This window comes from Streptomyces sp. NPDC020780, assembly GCF_044334475.1.
In the GTDB taxonomy this organism is placed as follows: Bacteria; Actinomycetota; Actinomycetes; order Streptomycetales; family Streptomycetaceae; genus Streptomyces.
In genome coordinates, this window is the sequence record NZ_JBIRTB010000010.1 from 229,916 (window position 1) to 248,030 (window position 18,115).

Annotated in this window: 15 protein-coding genes, 1 tRNA gene and 1 pseudogene; 10 read left to right on the plus strand and 7 right to left on the minus strand. The window is 70.1% G+C overall.

Annotation, left to right across the window (positions count from 1 at the left end; all coding sequences use genetic code 11):
• The first annotated feature begins 100 nt into the window (after positions 1-100).
• Positions 101-613 carry a MarR family transcriptional regulator gene (locus tag ACH4VO_RS21245; protein WP_360987043.1) on the plus strand — a complete coding sequence of 171 codons (513 nt, stop codon included), beginning with the start codon at positions 101-103 and terminating at the stop codon, positions 611-613.
• A 102-nt stretch (positions 614-715) separates the two neighbouring features.
• On the opposite strand, the gene ACH4VO_RS21250 is transcribed toward ACH4VO_RS21245, so the two are convergent.
• A complete protein-coding gene (locus tag ACH4VO_RS21250; protein ID WP_360987040.1) occupies positions 716-2,248 on the minus strand; it encodes an MFS transporter in 1,533 nt (510 codons plus the stop codon).
• Between the two features lie 338 nt (positions 2,249-2,586).
• A complete protein-coding gene (locus ACH4VO_RS21255; protein ID WP_360987037.1) occupies positions 2,587-3,249 on the minus strand; it encodes a TetR/AcrR family transcriptional regulator in 663 nt (220 codons plus the stop codon).
• 266 nt (positions 3,250-3,515) lie between these two features.
• Between ACH4VO_RS21255 and ACH4VO_RS21260 the strand changes: the two genes are divergently transcribed.
• Positions 3,516-4,793: a M6 family metalloprotease domain-containing protein gene (locus ACH4VO_RS21260; protein ID WP_360987034.1), complete on the plus strand. Its 1,278-nt coding sequence runs from the start codon at positions 3,516-3,518 to the stop codon at positions 4,791-4,793.
• 126 nt (positions 4,794-4,919) lie between these two features.
• Here ACH4VO_RS21260 and ACH4VO_RS21265 read toward each other — a convergent pair whose 3' ends face one another.
• The gene (locus ACH4VO_RS21265) at positions 4,920-6,644 is read right to left on the minus strand and encodes a class I adenylate-forming enzyme family protein (RefSeq protein ID WP_360987376.1); all 1,725 of its coding nucleotides are present in this window, start codon (positions 6,642-6,644) and stop codon (positions 4,920-4,922) included.
• A 409-nt stretch (positions 6,645-7,053) separates the two neighbouring features.
• Here ACH4VO_RS21265 and ACH4VO_RS21270 point away from each other — a divergent pair, with 409 nt between their 5' ends.
• Positions 7,054-7,497, plus strand: a complete 444-nt coding sequence (locus ACH4VO_RS21270) for a helix-turn-helix domain-containing protein (RefSeq protein ID WP_360987031.1) — start codon at positions 7,054-7,056, stop codon at positions 7,495-7,497.
• Between the two features lie 145 nt (positions 7,498-7,642).
• Here the strand turns inward: ACH4VO_RS21270 and ACH4VO_RS21275 are convergent, their stop codons facing one another.
• A complete protein-coding gene (locus tag ACH4VO_RS21275; RefSeq protein WP_398441189.1) occupies positions 7,643-8,509 on the minus strand; it encodes an aldo/keto reductase family oxidoreductase in 867 nt (288 codons plus the stop codon).
• 388 nt (positions 8,510-8,897) lie between these two features.
• Here ACH4VO_RS21275 and ACH4VO_RS21280 point away from each other — a divergent pair.
• A tRNA-Arg gene (locus ACH4VO_RS21280) sits at positions 8,898-8,970 on the plus strand.
• A 305-nt stretch (positions 8,971-9,275) separates the two neighbouring features.
• Here ACH4VO_RS21280 and ACH4VO_RS21285 read toward each other — a convergent pair.
• Positions 9,276-9,692 carry an ester cyclase gene (locus ACH4VO_RS21285; RefSeq protein WP_360987025.1) on the minus strand — a complete coding sequence of 139 codons (417 nt, stop codon included), beginning with the start codon at positions 9,690-9,692 and terminating at the stop codon, positions 9,276-9,278.
• A gap of 134 nt (positions 9,693-9,826) precedes the next feature.
• Entirely contained in the window at positions 9,827-10,618 is a 792-nt protein-coding gene (locus tag ACH4VO_RS21290) for an MBL fold metallo-hydrolase (protein WP_360987022.1), read from the minus strand.
• A gap of 93 nt (positions 10,619-10,711) precedes the next feature.
• Here ACH4VO_RS21290 and ACH4VO_RS21295 point away from each other — a divergent pair, with 93 nt between their 5' ends.
• On the plus strand, positions 10,712-11,320 hold the full coding sequence (locus ACH4VO_RS21295) for an ABATE domain-containing protein (protein WP_360987019.1): 609 nt from the start codon (positions 10,712-10,714) through the stop codon (positions 11,318-11,320).
• 196 nt (positions 11,321-11,516) lie between these two features.
• Here the strand turns inward: ACH4VO_RS21295 and ACH4VO_RS21300 are convergent.
• Positions 11,517-12,329 (minus strand): annotated as a pseudogene (locus ACH4VO_RS21300) (IS5 family transposase).
• 208 nt (positions 12,330-12,537) lie between these two features.
• Between ACH4VO_RS21300 and ACH4VO_RS21305 the strand changes: the two are divergent.
• From ACH4VO_RS21305 to ACH4VO_RS21325, 5 genes are all read left to right on the plus strand, one after another.
• A complete protein-coding gene (locus tag ACH4VO_RS21305) occupies positions 12,538-13,896 on the plus strand; it encodes a cation:proton antiporter (RefSeq protein WP_360987016.1) in 1,359 nt (452 codons plus the stop codon).
• A 759-nt stretch (positions 13,897-14,655) separates the two neighbouring features.
• Complete coding sequence (locus tag ACH4VO_RS21310; protein ID WP_360987013.1) at positions 14,656-15,186, plus strand: toxin-antitoxin system HicB family antitoxin; 531 nt, start codon at positions 14,656-14,658, stop codon at positions 15,184-15,186.
• Positions 15,187-15,270: 84 nt separating this feature from the next.
• Positions 15,271-16,113, plus strand: coding sequence for a DUF4097 family beta strand repeat-containing protein (locus ACH4VO_RS21315; protein WP_360987010.1), 843 nt, complete (start codon positions 15,271-15,273; stop codon positions 16,111-16,113).
• 94 nt (positions 16,114-16,207) lie between these two features.
• Complete coding sequence (locus tag ACH4VO_RS21320; RefSeq protein ID WP_398441155.1) at positions 16,208-17,209, plus strand: ATP-binding cassette domain-containing protein; 1,002 nt, start codon at positions 16,208-16,210, stop codon at positions 17,207-17,209.
• Positions 17,206-17,997, plus strand: coding sequence for an ABC transporter permease (locus ACH4VO_RS21325; protein ID WP_360987007.1), 792 nt, complete (start codon positions 17,206-17,208; stop codon positions 17,995-17,997). The genes ACH4VO_RS21320 and ACH4VO_RS21325 overlap by 4 nt, the downstream gene beginning before the upstream one ends.
• Positions 17,998-18,115: the final 118 nt, after the last annotated feature.

Sequence of the window (18,115 nt, forward strand, 5' to 3'; positions counted from 1 at the left end):
TAAGCACCGGGATGCGACAGATCATCTCTTTGAACCTTCAAGTTCCTACTACCGGAGACCTTAGCCCTATCTAGTTCAACTTTCAAGAAAAGGTCGTACAGTGGAGTCCATGACCACGGCACCCACCGGTGAGACGCGATGGCTCACCGACGAAGAGCAGAGCGTCTGGCGGTCGTACCTGCACGCCACGACCCTCATGGAGGATCACCTCGACCGTCAGTTGCAGCGCGACGCCGGCATGCCGCACATCTACTACGGGCTCCTCGTCCAGCTCTCCCGGGCTCCCCGGCACCAGAAGCGGATGACCGCGCTCGCCATGGACGCCAAGATCACCCGGTCGCGGCTCTCCCACGCCGTCGCCCGGCTGGAGAAGAACGGCTGGGTCCGGCGCGAGGACTGCCCCTCCGACAAGCGCGGCCAGAACGCGGTCCTCACCGACGAGGGCTTCGAGATGCTCGCGCGGTCGGCGCCGGGGCACGTCGAGGCGGTCCGCCAGGCGATGTTCTCCCGGCTCACCCCGGAACAGGTGCGCAGCCTCGGCGAGATCATGCAGGTCATCGCTACCGGACTGCAGCCGGAGGGCACGGACGCGGATCTGCCCTGGCTCCGCTGAGCGGAACCAGGGCAGATCACCGACGGTCGGGCTTCACACCTTTCGCCCGCGGTCAGGCTTCGCGGCCGTCACCGCGGTCAGGCTTCATCCGCTCGTCAGTGCTCAGTGCGCGACGACCGGGATCATGAACTCGTCCTCGAGGCCGTCCGCGAGGTCCCCGGAGCCGTCGGACCGGCCGGCCGCTCCGCTTCCCGGACGCCCGGTGTTGATCAGCGTCGCCGCGATCACCGAGGCGGCGACGAGGATGCCGACCGCCCACCAGATGGCACTGGCGAAGCCGCTGACCATGGCCTGGAGCTGGAGCAGCTTCGGGTCTGTGGCGCCGGCTGCGTGGTCGGCGATGTAGGCGGTGGTGGCACCGGCGGCGATGGTGTTGAGAAGAGCCGTACCGATGGCGCCACCGACCTGCTGCGAGGTGTTCACCATCGCGGAGGCCACACCCGCGTCACGCGGTTCGATGCCGTGCGTGGCCAGCGACATGGCCGGCATGAACGCCGTGCCCATACCCAGACCCAGCAGCAGCTGTCCCGGCAGGATGACGCTCGCGTACGAGGTGTCGACCTCCAGCTGGGTCAGCAGCAGCATCCCGATCGCGGCCACCAGGAAACCGGGGCCCATCAGCAGCCGCGGCGGAACGCGGGTCATCAGCCGGGCGCCGATCTGGGTGGACCCGGTGATCATTCCCGCGATCATCGGGAGGAAGGCGAAGCCGGTCTTGACCGGCGAGTAACCCTTGGCGACCTGCAGGTAGTACGTCAGGAAGAGGAAGAGCCCGAACATCGCGATGATGGCGAGGCCCAGCGACAGGTACACGCCTCCACGATTGCGCTCGGTCAGGACGCGCAGGGGCAGCAGCGGCGAGGACACGCGCGACTCGGTCACCACGAAGGCCGCGAGCAGTACGGCGGCGGCGATGAACATGCCGACGGTCAGCGAGTCGGACCAGCCGGCCGATTCGGCGCGGGTGAAACCGTAGACCAGCGCGACCAGGCCGAGGGTGGAGAGAGCGACGCCGGGCACGTCGAGCGGCGAGCGGTTGCGGCCACCGGCCGGCTCACGGATGACGAAGTAGGCGCCTGCGGCCGCGACGATGGCGAACGGGATGTTGACGAAGAACGTCCAGCGCCAGTTCAGGTACTCGGTGAGGAAGCCGCCCAGGATCAGGCCGACCGCGCCACCGCCACCGGCGATGGCCCCGTAGATACCGAAGGCCTTGGCGCGCTCCTTGGCGTCGGTGAACATCACCGCGAGCAGCGACAGGGCCGCCGGGGCGAGCAGTGCGCCGAAGGCGCCCTGCAGAGCCCGGGAGCCGAACATCATCGCCTCGCCCTGCGCGGCGCCACCGAGCGCGGAGGCCGCCGCGAAGCCGAGCAGGCCGACCACGAAGGTGCGCTTACGGCCCCAGAGGTCGGCGATGCGTCCGCCGAAGAGCAGGAGTCCGCCGAACGCGAGCGCGTAGGCGGTGATGACCCACTGCTTGTTCCCCTCGGAGATACCGAGGTCCGTCTGGGCCGACGGCAGGGCGATGTTCACGATGGTCGCGTCGAGCACGACCATCAGCTGAGCGAGGGCTATGAAGGCCAGTGCTTTCCAGCGACTGGGGTCCGGAAGCCGGGTGTCGGCTGTTTTCGACATGGAAGTAGCCACCTAAGGGCGCGCGTGGGCGTGAAGGGCCGCGAGGAGTCGGGAGGAATTCGAGAGGTCGAGGTGATCGAGTAGACCGAGGGGCGAGGGATCTGGTGCGAGAAGCGGGAGCCGGTGAGGAACGGGGGAGGTCGGGAGGTCGCGAGTTCGGCTTCGTCGGCGGCGAGCCGCGCACCGGACGTCAGGACGGACGCACCGGTACCAAGCCGTCGCGGCGCAGGGCGCAGGAACTCACGACAGGACCTGCCGGTCAGGTAGGTGCCTGTTGCCAGGTCGGGGCCGCAGGCCGCTCAGGTCGGTGATCTGTCGGGTATCCGGTGCCACGGGTGTCAGTGCCCGCGGCGCAGAACCTCCAATGTCGCCGCCGATCCGGGCAGCGTGGAGCGGGCCGGGGTTTCCAGGCCGTCCAGGAAGAGCTGCAGATGACGGTGGGTGAACCGGTCGATGTCCGGGCAGGCGATGCCGGGCAACGGCCGGGTGAGCTGGGAAAGGGCGACGAGTACGTCACCGACGGCGATGTCGGTACGCAGACGCCCTGCGGACATGGCGCGCTCCACGAGCCCTTCGACGGCCTCTTCGAGGCGTCGGCGCTCGGCGAGCAGTTCGGGATGGTCCTTGTCGAAGCCGCCCGACAGCATCGGGCACAGGGCGCCGATCCGCTCGTCGGCCGCGGCGTGCACGAAGCGGCTGAGAGCGGCGAAGGGATCGGCCTCCGCGGCGACGGCCTCTTCCGCGCGTTCCGTGGTGCGAGAGGTCACCGCGAGGACGACCTCGTGGGTCAGGGCGGTCCTGTCGGGAAAGTTCCGGTAGAGCGTGGCATTGCCGACTCCCGCCCGGCGGGCGACCTCGTCGAGCGGCACGTCCGGGCCGAACTCGACGAACATCTCGCGGGCAGCCGTCACGATGCGCTCGCGGTTGCGCAGCGCGTCGGCCCGCGGACGGGACGTACGGCGGTGCGCGGCACAGGCGACGGTGTCGGCGACGGTCTCCACGACTGCGACCTTTCGTTACTGAGTGCGGACGGCCCCTCGGCCGGTACAACCGGGGATCGTTTCCCCGTTTCACGAGGACACAGGTGCAAACGGGGAAAGGATCCCCGGTTATTTCCCACCTCATTGTGACCCGAGTCACACATTCTCCGGGAGAGAACCCCTCCATCGGGCGCACCCAGCGAGCGGAGGTCCACCGTCCGGCACAGGCTGATCGCCAGAGAGCAGCCGGGGCCGGCCGGTTGCCGCGGCCCCGAAGGCGATGCCCTATGCAGACACCCCGCCGCCGGATACGCAGATGCCGTCGCCCCCTCGCACTCGCCGGCGCGACGGCCCTGGTCGTGGCGACCATGGCCTCGGCCAGCTCCACACTGCACATCCCTGGCCGCGCCGCCGCCGGCCCCGTGGCCGCGCCTCAGGGAACCGGCCTCGGCCCGTGCCGGATACCCGCGACCATGGGTGTGCAGATGTCGGAGGGCATGCCGACACCACCCGGGTACGCGCGTTCGACCGGTCGGCTCACAGCCCTCAACCTGATGATCGACTTCCCGGACGCCCAGGCGACGGAACCGGCTGCGGACCGGCTCGCCGAATTCTTTCCCCAGACCGCCGAATGGTTCCGCACCAGTTCCTACGGCCGTCTCACCTACGAGCCCCAGGCACCCCTGAAGGACTGGCTGCGGATGCCACTGCCGTTCTCCGAGTACGGGATAGAACGCGGCTCCCCGTACGAACCGGGCTACCGCAAGCTCGTCAAGGACCTCGTGCGGGTGGCCGACCCGAAGGTCGACTTCTCCGCATACGACCTGGTCAACGTACTGGTCACCCCGAACGCCGGCCCGTCGGCTCTGGACACGGTGCTCTCGGTGACCTTCTCCGGCAACGACGACGCCCCCTTCGCCGACGGGGTGCCGCTCTCCAACACGTCCTTCATCTACAGCCGCCAGGACGACGGGTCGGGGTCGTACGCGGAGACCGGCTACCGGGTCCTGCCCCACGAGAACGGCCACGTCTTCGGGCTGCCGGACCTCTACACGCTCGAGGGCGGCGGCTCCGTGGGCCACTGGGACATCATGTCCGAGGACTGGGGGGCCAACAACGACCTTCTGGGCTGGCACAAGTGGAAGCTCGGCTGGCTCGACAACGACCAGGTCAGCTGCGCCGCCACGCCCGGCACCAGTGAACACACGATCGGGCCGCTGGCCACCGCGGGGGGACCGAAACTGGCCTTCGTTCCGCTGAGCGCCCAGTCCGGCTACGCGATCGAGGTGCGGACCGCAGCGGGCAACGACGACGCGATCTGCCGGCCCGGAGTCCTCATATACAAGGTGAGCAGCGACGTCGACACCGGCCAGGGACCGATATCCGTCGCGGACAGCACCGAGGACAGCGGCGGCTGCACCCGGCTGCCCAACGTCCACGCGGAACTCTCCGACGCCCCCTTCGAACCGGGCGAAACGTTCACCGACCGGTCCAGCGGTATACGTATATCCGTGCTGTCGAAGGACGCGGACGGAAACTACCGGGTCCGGATCACCCGGCCGTGAGCGCTGTCCACCCCGCCCCGGCGCCTGTCGCCCCGCTCCACCCGGCCCCGCCCCGCCCGGCACTTTCCCCGGTCGCGTCTTCCCCGGGCCGTGTTCCGCCCGCCCTCCAGTTGGGGAGGCGGCTCGTCACCTCTCCGTGCCCTCGTCCCGTAGATGCTCCCGCAACGTGCCGCCCAACATGCGTTTGAGGACCTTCCCCGTCGGGTTCCGTGGCAACGGCTCGTGAGTCAGCAGCACGTGTACGGGAACCTTGAACGCGGCCAGCGTCCTCCCCACGTGCGCCTGCAGTGCTCCCGCCGTGACCTCGGCCTCCGGGCGTAGCCTCACGACCGCCGCGACCTCCTCGCCCAGTACCGGATGCGGAACGCCGAGCACCGCCGCGTCCTCGACGTCCGGGTGACCGTGCAGGGCGGCCTCGACCTCCATGCAATAGACGTTCTCGCCGCCCCTGATCACCACATCCTTGATCCGGTCCACCACGGCTACCCGCCCGTCCCGGACCACGGCGAGGTCCCCCGTGCGGAACCACCCTGCGACGAACGCCGCCGCTGTCGCCGCCTCGTCACGCCAGTACCCGCGCACCAGGGACTGGCCTCGCAGCCACAGCTCTCCGACCTCCCCCTCCGGAAGCGGCTCCCCCTCCGCTCCGGCGATCCGCACCTCCGTGACGGGCGTGGGAGTACCGACACACTCCGGGTGGGCCCGGTACGCGGCACCGAAGTTGGCCAGGACCCCGCCGCTGGTCTCCGTCAGGCCGTAACCGGTGCGCGGCTCGATCCGCTCACCGTGCCCGGCGGTGAGCTGGGCGACAAGACGCGGGGGAGCCGCCGCCCCGCCTGTGCTCAGCATCCGCAGACTCTCCAACCCGTCCCCCGCCCGGTCGGCCGAGGCAAGCAACTGAAGCGCGGTGGCCGGCACACCGGCGTAGTGCGTGACCCGGTGCTCACGAATCAGCCGCACGGCCTGGTCGGCGTCCCATTCCCGCATCAGGACAAGAGTGCCTCCCGCCGCCATGGCCCCGTAGAGGCTGGTGAACGCCGCGGCGTGGAAGAAAGGGAAGGTCATCAGCGTGACCGGGGCCGGCCCTTGGCCGGGGACGACGCCACGGCCGAGCGCGGAGACCGCCGCCTGGAACCGGGGGTTCAGGGCTGCGCCCGTCTGTGCGAGCTGAGTGGCCACGGCTCCCTTGGGCCGCCCCGTAGTGCCGGAGGTGTAGATGATCGTGGCATCGTCCTCCGGGCGGACCTCGACCTCGGGGGGCGCTCCCAGCGGATCGGGTTCCGGGAAGTCCGCGTACCGCTCAGTCTCGGCGGGAAGGCCGCCCCCCACCCCCTTGGCTGCCTCGTCCCCGGTTCGCTCCGCACTGCCTGCAGCGTCTTCGAAGACAACGAAGCGTGCCCGGGCATGCACCCCCCACGCCTTCACCTTCGGCATCTGCTCCCCGTCGACCAGAAGGACCCGCGGCCCACAGTCCTCGAGAGCGAAGCTGCACTCGGCCTCCGTCCACCAGGTGTTGAACGGAACGGCGACCAGGCCGGCCAACTGGGCCGCCCAGAAGGCGATCTGCCACTCGGGGCGGTTACGCATCGCCACGACCGCCCGGTCCCCCGGCCGTAGCCCGTACTCCTCGGTGAATCGACGCGCCAGCGCGGAGGCGGCGGCGAAGAACTCCCCGTACGAGCAGACGCGTTCTCCCGCGATGAGGAACGGCTGGTCCCCGAACGCCCAGGTCGCCTCCACGAACTCGCGGAGCGTCCGAGGGCCGTTCGCGTACACCAGCGGACCGTGGTCGGCGCGGACGACGGCGAACGGAGCACCCGGCGCGGTCAGCAGCGCCTCGATATCGGCCATGCCGGCCGGATCGGCGGCGGAGGCCGGAAGGGAGGAGGAGGAGGACGAAAAGGAACGGTCGGGGTCGGGGTCGGTGTGGGGCACGAGCGACCTCTCCAAACGCTGGCTCAGCAACCCGGCGACGCTATGCCCGAGCCCGGCGGCGGTCAAGAACGGGGGTCCCCGGCCGACGCTCCGGCCGCCCGATCCTTCCGGCTCCTCCGGCTCTTCCTGCTCCTCCGGCTCGTGGATCCGAATCAGCACTGGGCGCCGCGCCGGCCAAGCCGCCGTCCCCGGCAATCCCCGGCACCCGCAGCGCCGTAGACTTGGTATCCAACAGTGGCATGCACCACTACTGACACGTAGCTTCCCAAAAGGGAGTAGCTACTGGAGAGTGCGCGCGAGCGCTCACAGGCGGGAGGAGCGGCAGATGGCGACGATGACGGCTGCACAGCAGAGAGCACAGGCCCGGGCGGAGTACGACGCCTTCGTGGCGGCCTGCCCCAGCCGCAAGCTGCTCGACCGACTCTCCAACAAGTGGGTCACCCTGGTCCTGGCCGCGCTCGGCAGTGACAGTGCGCACCAGCCGGGTACCGACTGCGCCGGTGAGCCGCGGGCGATGCGTTACTCGGAGCTGGCCCGCCTGCTGGCCGGCGTCAGCCAGAAGATGCTCACCCAGACCCTGCGCTCCCTCGAGCGTGACGGCCTTGTGGCCCGCACCGTGGTGCCGACCGTGCCCGTCACCGTGTCCTACGAGCTGACCGGTCTGGGCTTGTCGCTGTACGAGACGATGCGCGGCCTCAAAGCCTGGGCCGAGGTGCATATGGACGATGTGTTCGCCAACCGGGCGGCCTACGACACCCGCGTCATCTGAGGGACTCACGCCGAGCACGGCTGCCGCACCGTCCTGCGGTGTCCGGGTGTCTGCGGTGTCCGAGGTGTCTGCGGTGTCTGCGGTATCCGCTGTGTCCTTCCGGAGAGGGTCCGCCGCCCCCTTCCCGAAGCCCGGTACGCCGCTGTCAGCGGCCGATCTTGTCCAGCTCGGCGAGATCTTCCTCGGAGAGCGAGAGGCCGCCGCCCGCGACGTTCTCGCGCAGGTGCGCGACCGACGACGTGCCCGGGATCAGCAGGATGTTGGGCGACCGCTGCAGCAGCCAGGCCAGGGCGACGGACATCGGTGTAGTCCGCAGCCGGAAGGCGACGGCCGTGAGGGCCGAGGACTGGAGCGGGGTGAAACCGCCGAGCGGGAAGAACGGCACGTAGGCGATGCCCTGCTCGGCGAGCTCGTCGATCAGGGCATCGTCCTGGCGATGGGCGAGGTTGTACATGTTCTGCACACACACGATCGGCGCGATCGAGCGTGCCTCGGCGACCTGCTCCGCGGTTGCGTTACTCACGCCGAGGTGCCGGATCAGACCCTGCTGCTGGAGTTCGACGAGCGTGCCGAACGCCTCGGCAACCGAGCCGGGCTGCGGACCCTGAGCGTCACCGAGCCGCAGGTTGACCAGGTCCAGTCTCTCCAGCCCGAGGTTCTCCAGGTTGTGGTCGACAGCCCGGCGCAGGTCATCAGGCGTACGGGCCGGGGGCCAGCCTCCCTGCGCGTCCCGGTGGGCGCCGACCTTGGTCACGATGTGCAGCGAGTCGGGGTACGGGTGCAGAGCCTCGCGGATCAGCTGGTTGGTGATGTGCGGCCCGTACGCATCGGCGGTGTCGATATGGGTGATGCCGAGGGCGACAGCCTCACGCAGGACGGCGAGTGCGCCTTCCTGGTCAGCGGGCGGGCCCATCACCCAGGGGCCGGCGAGCTGCATGGCACCGTAGCCGAACCGAGTGACGGTCAGATCGCCCAGGGCCCAGGTACCACCGGGAAGCGAGGGAGTGGACATGGTCATTGCTGTGCCTTTCGCGGTGGAACCAGGAAGAGGAGAGAGGCGCCTGACAGCGCCTCCCACCATCATGAGCAGGAAGGTCTCTCACAGGAAGAAGGCACCTCGGAGTGCGTAAGGCACCCGTGCCCAGCCGAACAACCCACTCACCGGAGCGCCCCACGCGATTGCCAACTGAAGCCCCCGGCACGTCACCCACTTACGGGAGGGATGCTCCGGTACCACCGGCAGAACCCAGGCACCGTCCCCCGCCGCACCCAGCACGCCACCCGCTACACTGGCGGCGGCGAGCAGACCCTCACCGGTCGATCGTCAAACTGTCCATGACATGTCGAAGAGTGGTCGGTCGTACACTCTGGGTTCAGACACGTTTGTCGACAGATCCCGCGCCTTCGTAGCTCAGGGGATAGAGCACCGCTCTCCTAAAGCGGGTGTCGCAGGTTCGAATCCTGCCGGGGGCACAGCGCGTTACCGCTCCGAGCTGGGGTTTCTTCCCCAGGGAGGGGTCTTACTCGGCCTCGGACTTCTCGTCCGGGGCCGTTTGCGTGAGCGATGCGTGAGCGGCTGGGGAATCGTCATCCCCAATCCGCCCCGATGGATCAGCATCGTTCGGCACGGAGTCGTCGGCCTCGCCGGGCTGGCACCCGCCCCAGGCCCGCTGTCCCTGGCGTTGACGCGCGCGCTCACGGAGCAACCGTTTCGCTCCAGGCGCGCGCCGTCGGCGGGTGGAGGGGCGCAGGGCGTGGCCCTGTCGAGGCCCGTGTCGTCAGGCGGCGGAGCCGGCCGTGAGCTGGTCCATGATGTCGGCCTTGTTGTAGTGGGCCCGCTTCTCAATGATCTTCCCGTCCTTGAACGTGAACAGGTTGAACATGGAAAACCGTACGTGCGCTCCGCGTGGGGGGATGTTGTAGTAGTCGCCGCCCTGGTCTCCTTCGACCACGACGTAGGCGCCGACCTTGTCGGCTTCGGCGACGGTGTCGAGGACCGTCAGGCGGTTGCCGGGGAAGGCGTCGAGGTGCTTCTTCTCCGCGTCGATGAACCCTGCGGCGCCGGGCCGGGGGCTGTCGATCTGGGGGTAGAAGACGAAGTCCGGGTGGAACATGCCGGTGAGCGTCTCGTAGTCGCCCTGCTGAAGGGCCTGGTAGAAGCGGTGCACGAGGTCGGCGTTGGGTCCGGTGGACATGCGATCGGGTCCTTCTCTGTCGTTCTGGCGCGGCGCAGGGGACGCCGCGAAGGATCGTGCCGGGGTCGGGGCTCGGCGTGCTGCGGGCCCCGACCCCGGCACGAGCTCCCGGTTCCTCAAGTGGTGGTCCGGGCTCAGGCGCGCTGCGCCCAGTCCTGGTCCAGGCGGTCGGTCAGGCCCGCGGCGGCGAAGGCTGCCTCCAGCTCGTCGCGGCCCTCGGTGAAGTGGGACCAGCTGTCGTGGTGGACGGGGACGACGCGGCGGGCGTCGAGAATCCGGGTGGCTTCGGCGGCCTGGGCGCTGTCCAGGACGACCGGTCGGCCCTCGAAGAGCATGGGGAAGCGGGGGGCGCCGGCGAACATCAGGGCGGTGTCGATCGCGGCGAAGCGCTCAGCGATCTCCCTGACCGCGTCGAGCGAGGCGTTGTCGCCGCTGACGTAGACCGTCGGCAGGCCCTCTCCCGTCAGGACGAAGCCGACGACCTGGCCGGTGAAGGGCTCGATCTCCTCACGAGCGCCGGGGCCGTGGATGGCCGGGACTCCGGTCACCGTGATGGTGCCGCCGCCCGGACGCTCCAGCTCGACCGTCTCCCAGTCGGCCAGGCCCTTGGCCTTCGCCCCGAGGCGCTCGCCGCCGCCGGGGGTGGTGAGGGTGAGGGGGACGTCGGAGAGCAGGGCGCGGCCGGAGGTGTCGAGGTTGTCGGCGTGCTCGTCGTGGGAGAGCAGGACCACGTCGACGGGGCCGACATCGGCGGGCGTAGCGGTGGAGGGGGCGGTCTTGACCAGGGTCGGGCCGCCGGGCGCGGGGTAGTCGCCGGGGCCGTCGAAGGTGGGGTCGGTCAGGAAGCGCAGGCCGCCGTACTCGAACAGGGCGGTCGGGCCGCCGAACGTGCGGACCGGGAACTGGTTGGCGTCGAGCTGGGACATCACATCTCCGTTTCTCACGAATAAAACCTGCGGTTAACGTGATGCCAGGCTAGGCAACCGTCACGGATAAATGCAAGCGCTACCATGAGATGTATGGATGACACCCTGGCCGCTGACCTGGCGCCGACCGCTCTGCCCCGGGCGCCGGGTGCCGACCGGTACCGCTCCCTGGACTTCGCCGACACCGCCGCCACCCTGCCTGCCGGTCAGAGCTACGACCTGCTCGCCGCTCCCGAATCCGCCATGCGCTGGCTCGCAGCTCACGACCTGACCGCCCCTGAGGTGCAGCTGTACGAGTTCTGCGCCCAGCGGATGCGCACCCTGCGCGGACACATCCGCGCCCTGTTCACCGCGCGCGTGGACGGCGCGCCCCCGCCGGAGGAATCCCTGCACGCGGCGAACGAGGCCCTCAGGGCCGTGCCCACCGCCCCCCTCCTCGCCTGGGACGGGGCCCAAGGGCTGCGCCGCATCCAGGCGCACCCCACCGACCAGGCCGTCAACCACGCACTGGCGACCCTCGCCGCCGACGCCGCCGACCTGCTCACCGGGCCCGACGCCGACATCCTCGCCGCCTGCGGCTCCGCCCCCTGTGACCGGTTCCTCCTGCGCACCCACGGCCGGCGCCACTGGTGCTCCACCCGCTGCGGCGACCGTGTCCGTGCCGCCCGCGCCTACGCCCGGCGCAGCGGCGCCTCGGGCTGACGCACCGCCCCAGGGCCCCCTTGCGGGCCACCCGAAACACCTTCAGCAGGCTGCTTCCGGTTGCCAGCCGACAGCCGGGCACTCGATCACTGAAGATCACTACTGTGACTCCGCCGCCGCGCGGGCGGCGAGTCGGTCGAGCAGGTCCAGCCCGACCTGATCCTGGAGCACCTCTTCAAGGACTGCACCGTGCGTATCAACGGGGCCGAGGTCCGTCTCCGCTACTGGCGCGCTCGGCCGCCCACTGGAGCCGACGCAGACATATGAGCCTGCAGCCCAGGCCGAGCAGACCCTGGTGGAAATCGGCCCGTCGTTCGTAGTGGGTGCGGAGTCGTTTGAACTGGTGCAGCCAGGCGAAGGTGCGCTCGACGACCCGACACACCTTGCCCAGTCCGGAACCGTGGGCGACGCCGCGTCGGGCGATCAGCGGCTTGATGCCGCGATTCCACAGCAGACGACGGTACGTGTCGGAGTCGTAGCCCCGGTCCGCGTACAGGCGCCGGGGCTTACGGCGGGGACGTCCGCGCACTCCCCGGATCGACGGAATGGCGTCCAGTAGCGGCAGGAACTGGGTAACGTCATGCCGGTTGCCGCCGGTGAGCGTGAGGCGAGCGGGGTTCCGTGCCGGTCGACGATCAGGTGGTGCTTCGAGCCTGGGCGGGCGCGGTCGACGGGCGAGGGGCCGCCGTGATCCCCCCTTTGAGGGCCCGGACATGAAAGCCGTCCACGGCCCAGTCGTCCAGGTCCGACGAGGCCGCGCGGCGGAGTTCGGTCAGCAGAACGGCGTGCAGGCGTGGCCAGACGCCGACCTCGGTCCAGTCTCGCAGCGGCGCCAGGCCGTCACCCCTGAGCAGCCCACCGTCTCGGCCGGAACAACGCGCCGCGCACCCCCGGTGCGCAGCACGAACAGGATTCCGGCGAGCGCCACACAGTCGGGAACACGCAGCCGTCCGGGATACCGGCGGCGCCGTCCGGGGGCGGGCGTGTGCAACCACGAGGTGCCGCGCATTCCTTGAGGGGGCGGGCAACAGGGGTAGCGGACTCCGTTGTTCGGCGGCGTTCGGGTGGAGCGCGCCCGCTTCGGACGTGCTGGCGACTGGTCCTGCCCATGGCCGTGCCCCACCGCCACCCGGTCGGTCCGTTGTCCCTGAATGTCCGGCAACAGCACCGGTAGCCGGGTTTACGCTGCGTACACGACGATCAGGTGCGAGGACACAGTGAGTGACAGCGCGTGGACAGGGGTGGCCGTGGCCGCCGTGACGGCGGGCTACGCCCTCTTCTCCCGGCGGCTGGCCACCACCGTCGTGTCGGCGCCGATGGTGTTCACCGGTATCGGGGTGGCCATCGGGCCGCTCGGGCTCGACCTGCTCACTCTGGAGCGCGACGCGGGGCCCGTACGCACCCTCGTCGAAGCCGCCCTGACGCTGGTGCTGTTCACGGGCGCGATGTCCGTAGATCGACGGGACCTCCGTCTCGGTAGGTTCCTCCCCAGCCGCCTGCTGGGGATCGGCCTGCCACTGACGATCGGAGCGGGATGGCTCCTGGCATGGCCCCTGCTGCCCGGCCTGTCCGTGTGGGAGATGGCCCTGCTCGGGACCGTTCTCGCGCCGACGGACGCGGCCCTCGGCAAGACGGCGGTCTCCGACTCACGGGTCCCCCCGCTGGTGCGCGGCGGCCTGAATGTGGAATCCGGCCTGAACGACGGTATGGCCCTGCCCTTCTTCGTGCTCTTCCTCGCGGCTCTGCCCGGGACGACGGCCTCGCAGGAAGGAGCCGCCGGAGTCTTCTGGCGCGCGCTCGTGCTCAGCACCGCAGGGGGCCTGGCCGTCGGTGTGCTGGGTGGGTGGCTGTTGCGCCGGTCTCGTGCGAGGGGCTGGATCACTGATGACTGGCGGCAGACGTTCGTCCTGGCCGTGGCCATGGGCGCGTACACGCTGGCCGTCGTCATCGAGGGGAGCGGTTTCATCGCGGCGTGGGTGGCCGGATTCGCCTTCGGCGTCTCCCTGCGGCGGCGCGAACCGGCGGGTGCGCCGGCCGGCCGACCGTCGGACTCACCGGCGGGCGCACCGGGCGTAGCCGACGACTCCGCCGACCTCGCCGGTCGTCTCGCCGAACTTCTCGCGTCCTTGAGCTTCCTGGTCTTCGGTGCCGTCCTGCTCGGGCCGGCCCTGGAAGGCCTCGACTGGCGGATCGTCACCTATGCCGTGCTGAGCCTGACGGTGGTCCGGATGCTGCCTGTCGCCCTCTCCCTGACCAGGAGCGGCCTGGCCCTTCCCACGGTCGCCTACCTCGGGTGGTTCGGTCCGCGGGGACTCGCCTCCGTCGTCTTCGGGCTCCTCCTCGTGGAAGAACACGTCCCGGGTGTGCAGCTCCTCGGCCGGGTGATCGCGGTCACCGTCGCACTCAGCATCCTCCTGCACGGCATGTCAGCTGTGTTCCTCGCGGCGCAGTACGGCGCCTGGTACAGGAAGGCCGCCGAACGGAGACCGCGGCTACGCGAGGGCATGCCCGAGGACGATCGGACCGGACACTCGGGCCCCACCGGAGAGGGCAACGGCGGGCGACGCCGGATGTGAGGAGGGTCGGACGGGTGACGACGGCGCTCGCTGACCCCTCCGGTGTCCGTGTCGGCGTCCATCGGCGTTGCCCCGGCCGCTTCAAGACGCGCACCCGCCCCTTCGCCTGTCGCGGACGCCACGTGTAGGCAGACGGTCCCGCCCGACTCGGTCGGCACCCCGGCCGAATCGGGGTTTTCGGACGACCTCCGACCGCCGGTCCGGGCCACGGGCCGGACGTCGCGGCCGCGTAAGGCCCTCCGCCGCGGACCACGTGCACCACCTGCGAGACGGTGCGCACCACCACCCTCGGCCTCGCCGGCCTGCGCGACCTCACCCCCGTCGGCCGGTCCCGCCTTCGGCATGATCCCGTCCGCGCCGTGCACCGACAGACCAGAGTGACATCGCGGCACCGGTCGCGTCGTCGCACCCCCTGGCCTCGGGATGCCGGGGGCCCGAACTCGATGTCGGCTCACTTCCGGGCGTGACACCCGCATCGCCGTGCGGCACCACCTGGCGCCGAACTGATGCAGAGTGGCACCGCATGGCGCCATATGGCACCACCGCGTATCACCTGGCGACACCACCTGGCGACACGTGGCACCCAAGGGTGCCATCCGGTTCCGCGCGCAGCACACGAGGCCGCAGGCCCGCCCACCTCACCAAGAAACGGCAGACCCTCACCGCATTTCCGCAGGCGAAGCCGCCCCACCAGTACGCACCCACGGAAAGTGCAGCCCAGACTTGCGCATGGCGCCACTGTGGTGCCATTATGGCGTCATGGATCTCACCCCGTATGTCGACACCCTCCGCCGCGAACTCGCGGTGGCCGCCGAAGCCGGCGGTGACGAAGCACGTGAGCTGGCCGAGAGGCTCACCGCTCCCCTGGAGTCGGCGGCGCGGCTGACCCTGCTCAATGTGCTCTCCGCCGCGATGGACGAGGTCACCCGCGAACTCGCCCCGGGCTCGGTCGACGTACGGCTGCGGGGGCTCGACCCCGACTTCGTGGTGACGCCGCCGCCCACCGACGACGGCGCCTCCGCGGAGCCGGCCGCACCCGTCGAAGCGTTCACGACCCCGGCCCCGGCCCCGGCCCCGGCCGACGGTGACGAAGGTGGCACCGCCCGCGTCAACCTTCGCCTGCCGGCCCACCTCAAGGCACGCGCCGAGGAGGCCGCGGCCCGTGAGGGGCTGTCGGTCAACGCGTGGCTGGTGCGCGCCGTGTCGGGGGCGGTCGAGGGCGGCGCCCGGCCGCGTACGACGGAGAAGAGCCAGACCCTCGGACAGAGCTTCACGGGATGGGTGCGCTGACCGCACCCCGCCCCGCCCACCACTTCACCTACGACACGTCCCCGCAGCAGGGACGTCCTGACGAGCCAAGAGGACGGGACAGCCATGCCTTCTTTCGAGACTCCTGACGCGATCTCGGTCACCGCCTACGTGTACGCCGGTTCCATCCAGTTCACCGCGGGCGACCGCTCCGAGACCGTGGTCGAGGTGCGGCCCCGCGATCCGAAGAAGGACATGGACACGCGTGCGGCCGAGCAGACCGAAGTCGCCTACACCCACGGCGTCCTGACCATCAGTACGCCCAAGGCCGGTCTGCTCGGGCGTGGCGGCACCGTCGACGTGACGGTCGAACTGCCCACGGGTTCACGCATCGACACGACCGGGGCCGCGGCCCATGTGATCGGCGAGGGCCGGCTCGGCGAGGTCCGCGTGAAGACGTCGGCCGGTGACGTGCGCCTCGACACGACCGGCCCGCTGCACCTCAAGGCGGCGCACGGCTCCATCACCGTGGACCGGGTCCAGGGCCTGGCCGAGATCACCACCAACACCGGCAACGTGCGCGTCGGCCTCGTCGACGGTCCCGCCGTCCTGAAGAACTCGCACGGCGCCACGACCGTCGGGACCGTGACCGGCGACCTCCGGGTGAGCGGCGCCAACGGCGCCATCGACATCGCGCGGGCCGAATCCTCGGTCGCCGGCACCACGACCAACGGCGGTCTCCGTGTCGCCGAGGTCGTCCGCGGTGACGTCCAGTTGGAGACCTCCAACGGCCCCATCGAGGTCGGTGTCCGCGAGGGCACCGCCGCCTGGCTCGACGTCAGCTCGACCCGCGGGCAGGTACGCAATACGCTCGCCGCTTCCGAGGCCCCGGAGCGGACCGAGAACACCGTGAAGGTCCGCGCGCGGACCAACTGGGGCAACATCAACATCCTCCGCGCCAAGGTCTGAGCGCCCGCCGTCTCCGCACGCTTTCCGCACACCCCCCGCTCCGTATCTCCGGTCGCCGTCTCCGGTCACCTCTGCCTTCGAACAGGAAGCACCCATGCCTTCACCTGTCATGCCCACGTCCAGAAATGTGGGCGGTCGCCCCTCGCCGGCCGCCGTCTCCGCCATCGGTCTGCGCAAGTCCTACGGCGACAGGACCGTCCTCGACGGTATCGACCTGCACATCCCGGCCGGGTCCGTCTTCGCGCTCCTCGGGCCCAACGGCGCAGGCAAGACCACCACCGTGAACATCCTGTCCACCCTCATCGCCGCCGACGGCGGGCAGGCCCAGGTCGCGGGCCACGACCTCGCCGCCGCCCCGCAGGCCGTGCGCGCCGCGATCGGTGTCACCGGCCAGTTCTCCGCGGTCGACGGTCTGATCACCGGCGAGGAGAACATGCTCCTCATGGCCGACCTGCACCACCTCTCCAAGCGCGAGGGACGCCAGGTCGCCGCCGAACTGCTGGAGCGTTTCGACCTCACCCAGGCGGCGAAGAAGCCCGCCTCCACCTACTCGGGCGGCATGAAGCGCCGCCTCGACATCGCGATGACCCTGGTCGGGAACCCGCGGATCATCTTCCTCGACGAACCCACCACCGGCCTCGACCCGCGCTCACGCCACACCATGTGGCAGATCATCCGGGAACTCGTGTCCGACGGCGTCACCGTCTTCCTCACCACCCAGTACCTGGAAGAGGCCGACGAACTCGCCGACCGCATCGCCGTACTCCACAACGGCAGGATCGCCGCCCACGGCACCGCCGAAGAACTCAAGCGGCTCGTTCCGGGCGGGCACGTCGAGCTCCGCTTCACCGACCCCGCCACCTACCGTGACGCAGTCTCCGCACTGCCCGGCGCCTCCTCGAACGACGAGTCCCTCACACTCCAGGTTCCGAGCACCGGCACCCAACGCGATCTGCGGGTCCTGCTGGACCAGTTGGACACCGCGGGCGTCGAAGCCGACGGACTCACCGTCCACACCCCCGACCTCGACGACGTCTTCTTCGCCCTGACCGGCGCCACCCACCTCCCCGCCCAGTCCAAGGAGACGGCACGATGAGCTCACTCCCCCTGGCCGTACGCGACTCCACCACCATGCTGCGGCGCAACCTCCTGCACGCCCGGCGCTACCCGTCCCTCACCCTGAACCTCCTGCTCACCCCCGTCATGCTGCTCCTGCTCTTCGTCTACGTCTTCGGCGACACCATGGCCGCCGGGCTGGGGAACGGCAGTGCCGACCGCTCCGGCTACATCGCCTACATCGTCCCCGGCCTGCTCCTGATGACCGTCGGCAGCACCGTGGTCGGCACCGCGGTCTCCGTCTCCAACGACATGACCGAAGGGATCATCGCCCGCTTCCGCACCATGGCCATCCACCGTGGCTCCGTGATCGTCGGACACGTCGTCGGAAGCGTGCTCCAGTCCGTCATCAGCGTCGTCCTGGTCGGAGCCGTCGCCGTGGCCATCGGCTTCCGCTCCACCGGCGCCACCCCCCTGGAATGGCTCGCGGCGCTCGCGCTCCTCGTCCTCTTCGCGACGGCACTCACCTGGATCGCGGTCGGCATGGGCCTGGTCAGCCCCAACGCCGAAGCCGCCAGCAACAACGCACTGCCCCTGATCCTCCTGCCGCTCCTGTCCAGCGCCTTCGTCCCCATCGACTCGATGCCGGGCTGGTTCCAGCCGGTCGCCGCCTACCAGCCGTTCACACCCGCCATCGAGACCCTGCGCGGCCTGCTGCTCGGCAGCGAGATCGGCCACAACGGATGGCTCGCCGTCATCTGGTGCCTCGGCCTGGCGGTGCTCGGCTACCTCTGGTCCACCGCGAAGTTCGGCAACGACCCGAAGTAGGGCCGGCGACTCGTCCCGTCCCGCTCCAGGGCGGCGTCCTCCGGCACCCCGTCGGCGTACGCCGCCCCGACGGCGTTCCCGGCACGCCTGCCGCCCGGCCGGCAGCAGGTACCCGTCG

What these genes read in the sequence shown, in the direction of transcription:
- ACH4VO_RS21250 (WP_360987040.1), bottom strand. Translation starts at nt 2,248, where the DNA reads ATGTCGAAAACAGCCGACACCCGGCTTCCGGACCCCAGTCGCTGGAAA.
- ACH4VO_RS21260 (WP_360987034.1), top strand. Translation starts at nt 3,516, where the DNA reads ATGCAGACACCCCGCCGCCGGATACGCAGATGCCGTCGCCCCCTCGCA.
- ACH4VO_RS21265 (WP_360987376.1), bottom strand. Translation starts at nt 6,644, where the DNA reads ATGGCCGATATCGAGGCGCTGCTGACCGCGCCGGGTGCTCCGTTCGCC.
- ACH4VO_RS21270 (WP_360987031.1), top strand. Translation starts at nt 7,054, where the DNA reads ATGGCGACGATGACGGCTGCACAGCAGAGAGCACAGGCCCGGGCGGAG.
- ACH4VO_RS21275 (WP_398441189.1), bottom strand. Translation starts at nt 8,509, where the DNA reads ATGTCCACTCCCTCGCTTCCCGGTGGTACCTGGGCCCTGGGCGATCTG.
- ACH4VO_RS21285 (WP_360987025.1), bottom strand. Translation starts at nt 9,692, where the DNA reads ATGTCCACCGGACCCAACGCCGACCTCGTGCACCGCTTCTACCAGGCC.
- ACH4VO_RS21290 (WP_360987022.1), bottom strand. Translation starts at nt 10,618, where the DNA reads ATGTCCCAGCTCGACGCCAACCAGTTCCCGGTCCGCACGTTCGGCGGC.
- ACH4VO_RS21295 (WP_360987019.1), top strand. Translation starts at nt 10,712, where the DNA reads ATGGATGACACCCTGGCCGCTGACCTGGCGCCGACCGCTCTGCCCCGG.
- ACH4VO_RS21310 (WP_360987013.1), top strand. Translation starts at nt 14,656, where the DNA reads ATGGATCTCACCCCGTATGTCGACACCCTCCGCCGCGAACTCGCGGTG.
- ACH4VO_RS21315 (WP_360987010.1), top strand. Translation starts at nt 15,271, where the DNA reads ATGCCTTCTTTCGAGACTCCTGACGCGATCTCGGTCACCGCCTACGTG.
- ACH4VO_RS21320 (WP_398441155.1), top strand. Translation starts at nt 16,208, where the DNA reads ATGCCTTCACCTGTCATGCCCACGTCCAGAAATGTGGGCGGTCGCCCC.
- ACH4VO_RS21325 (WP_360987007.1), top strand. Translation starts at nt 17,206, where the DNA reads ATGAGCTCACTCCCCCTGGCCGTACGCGACTCCACCACCATGCTGCGG.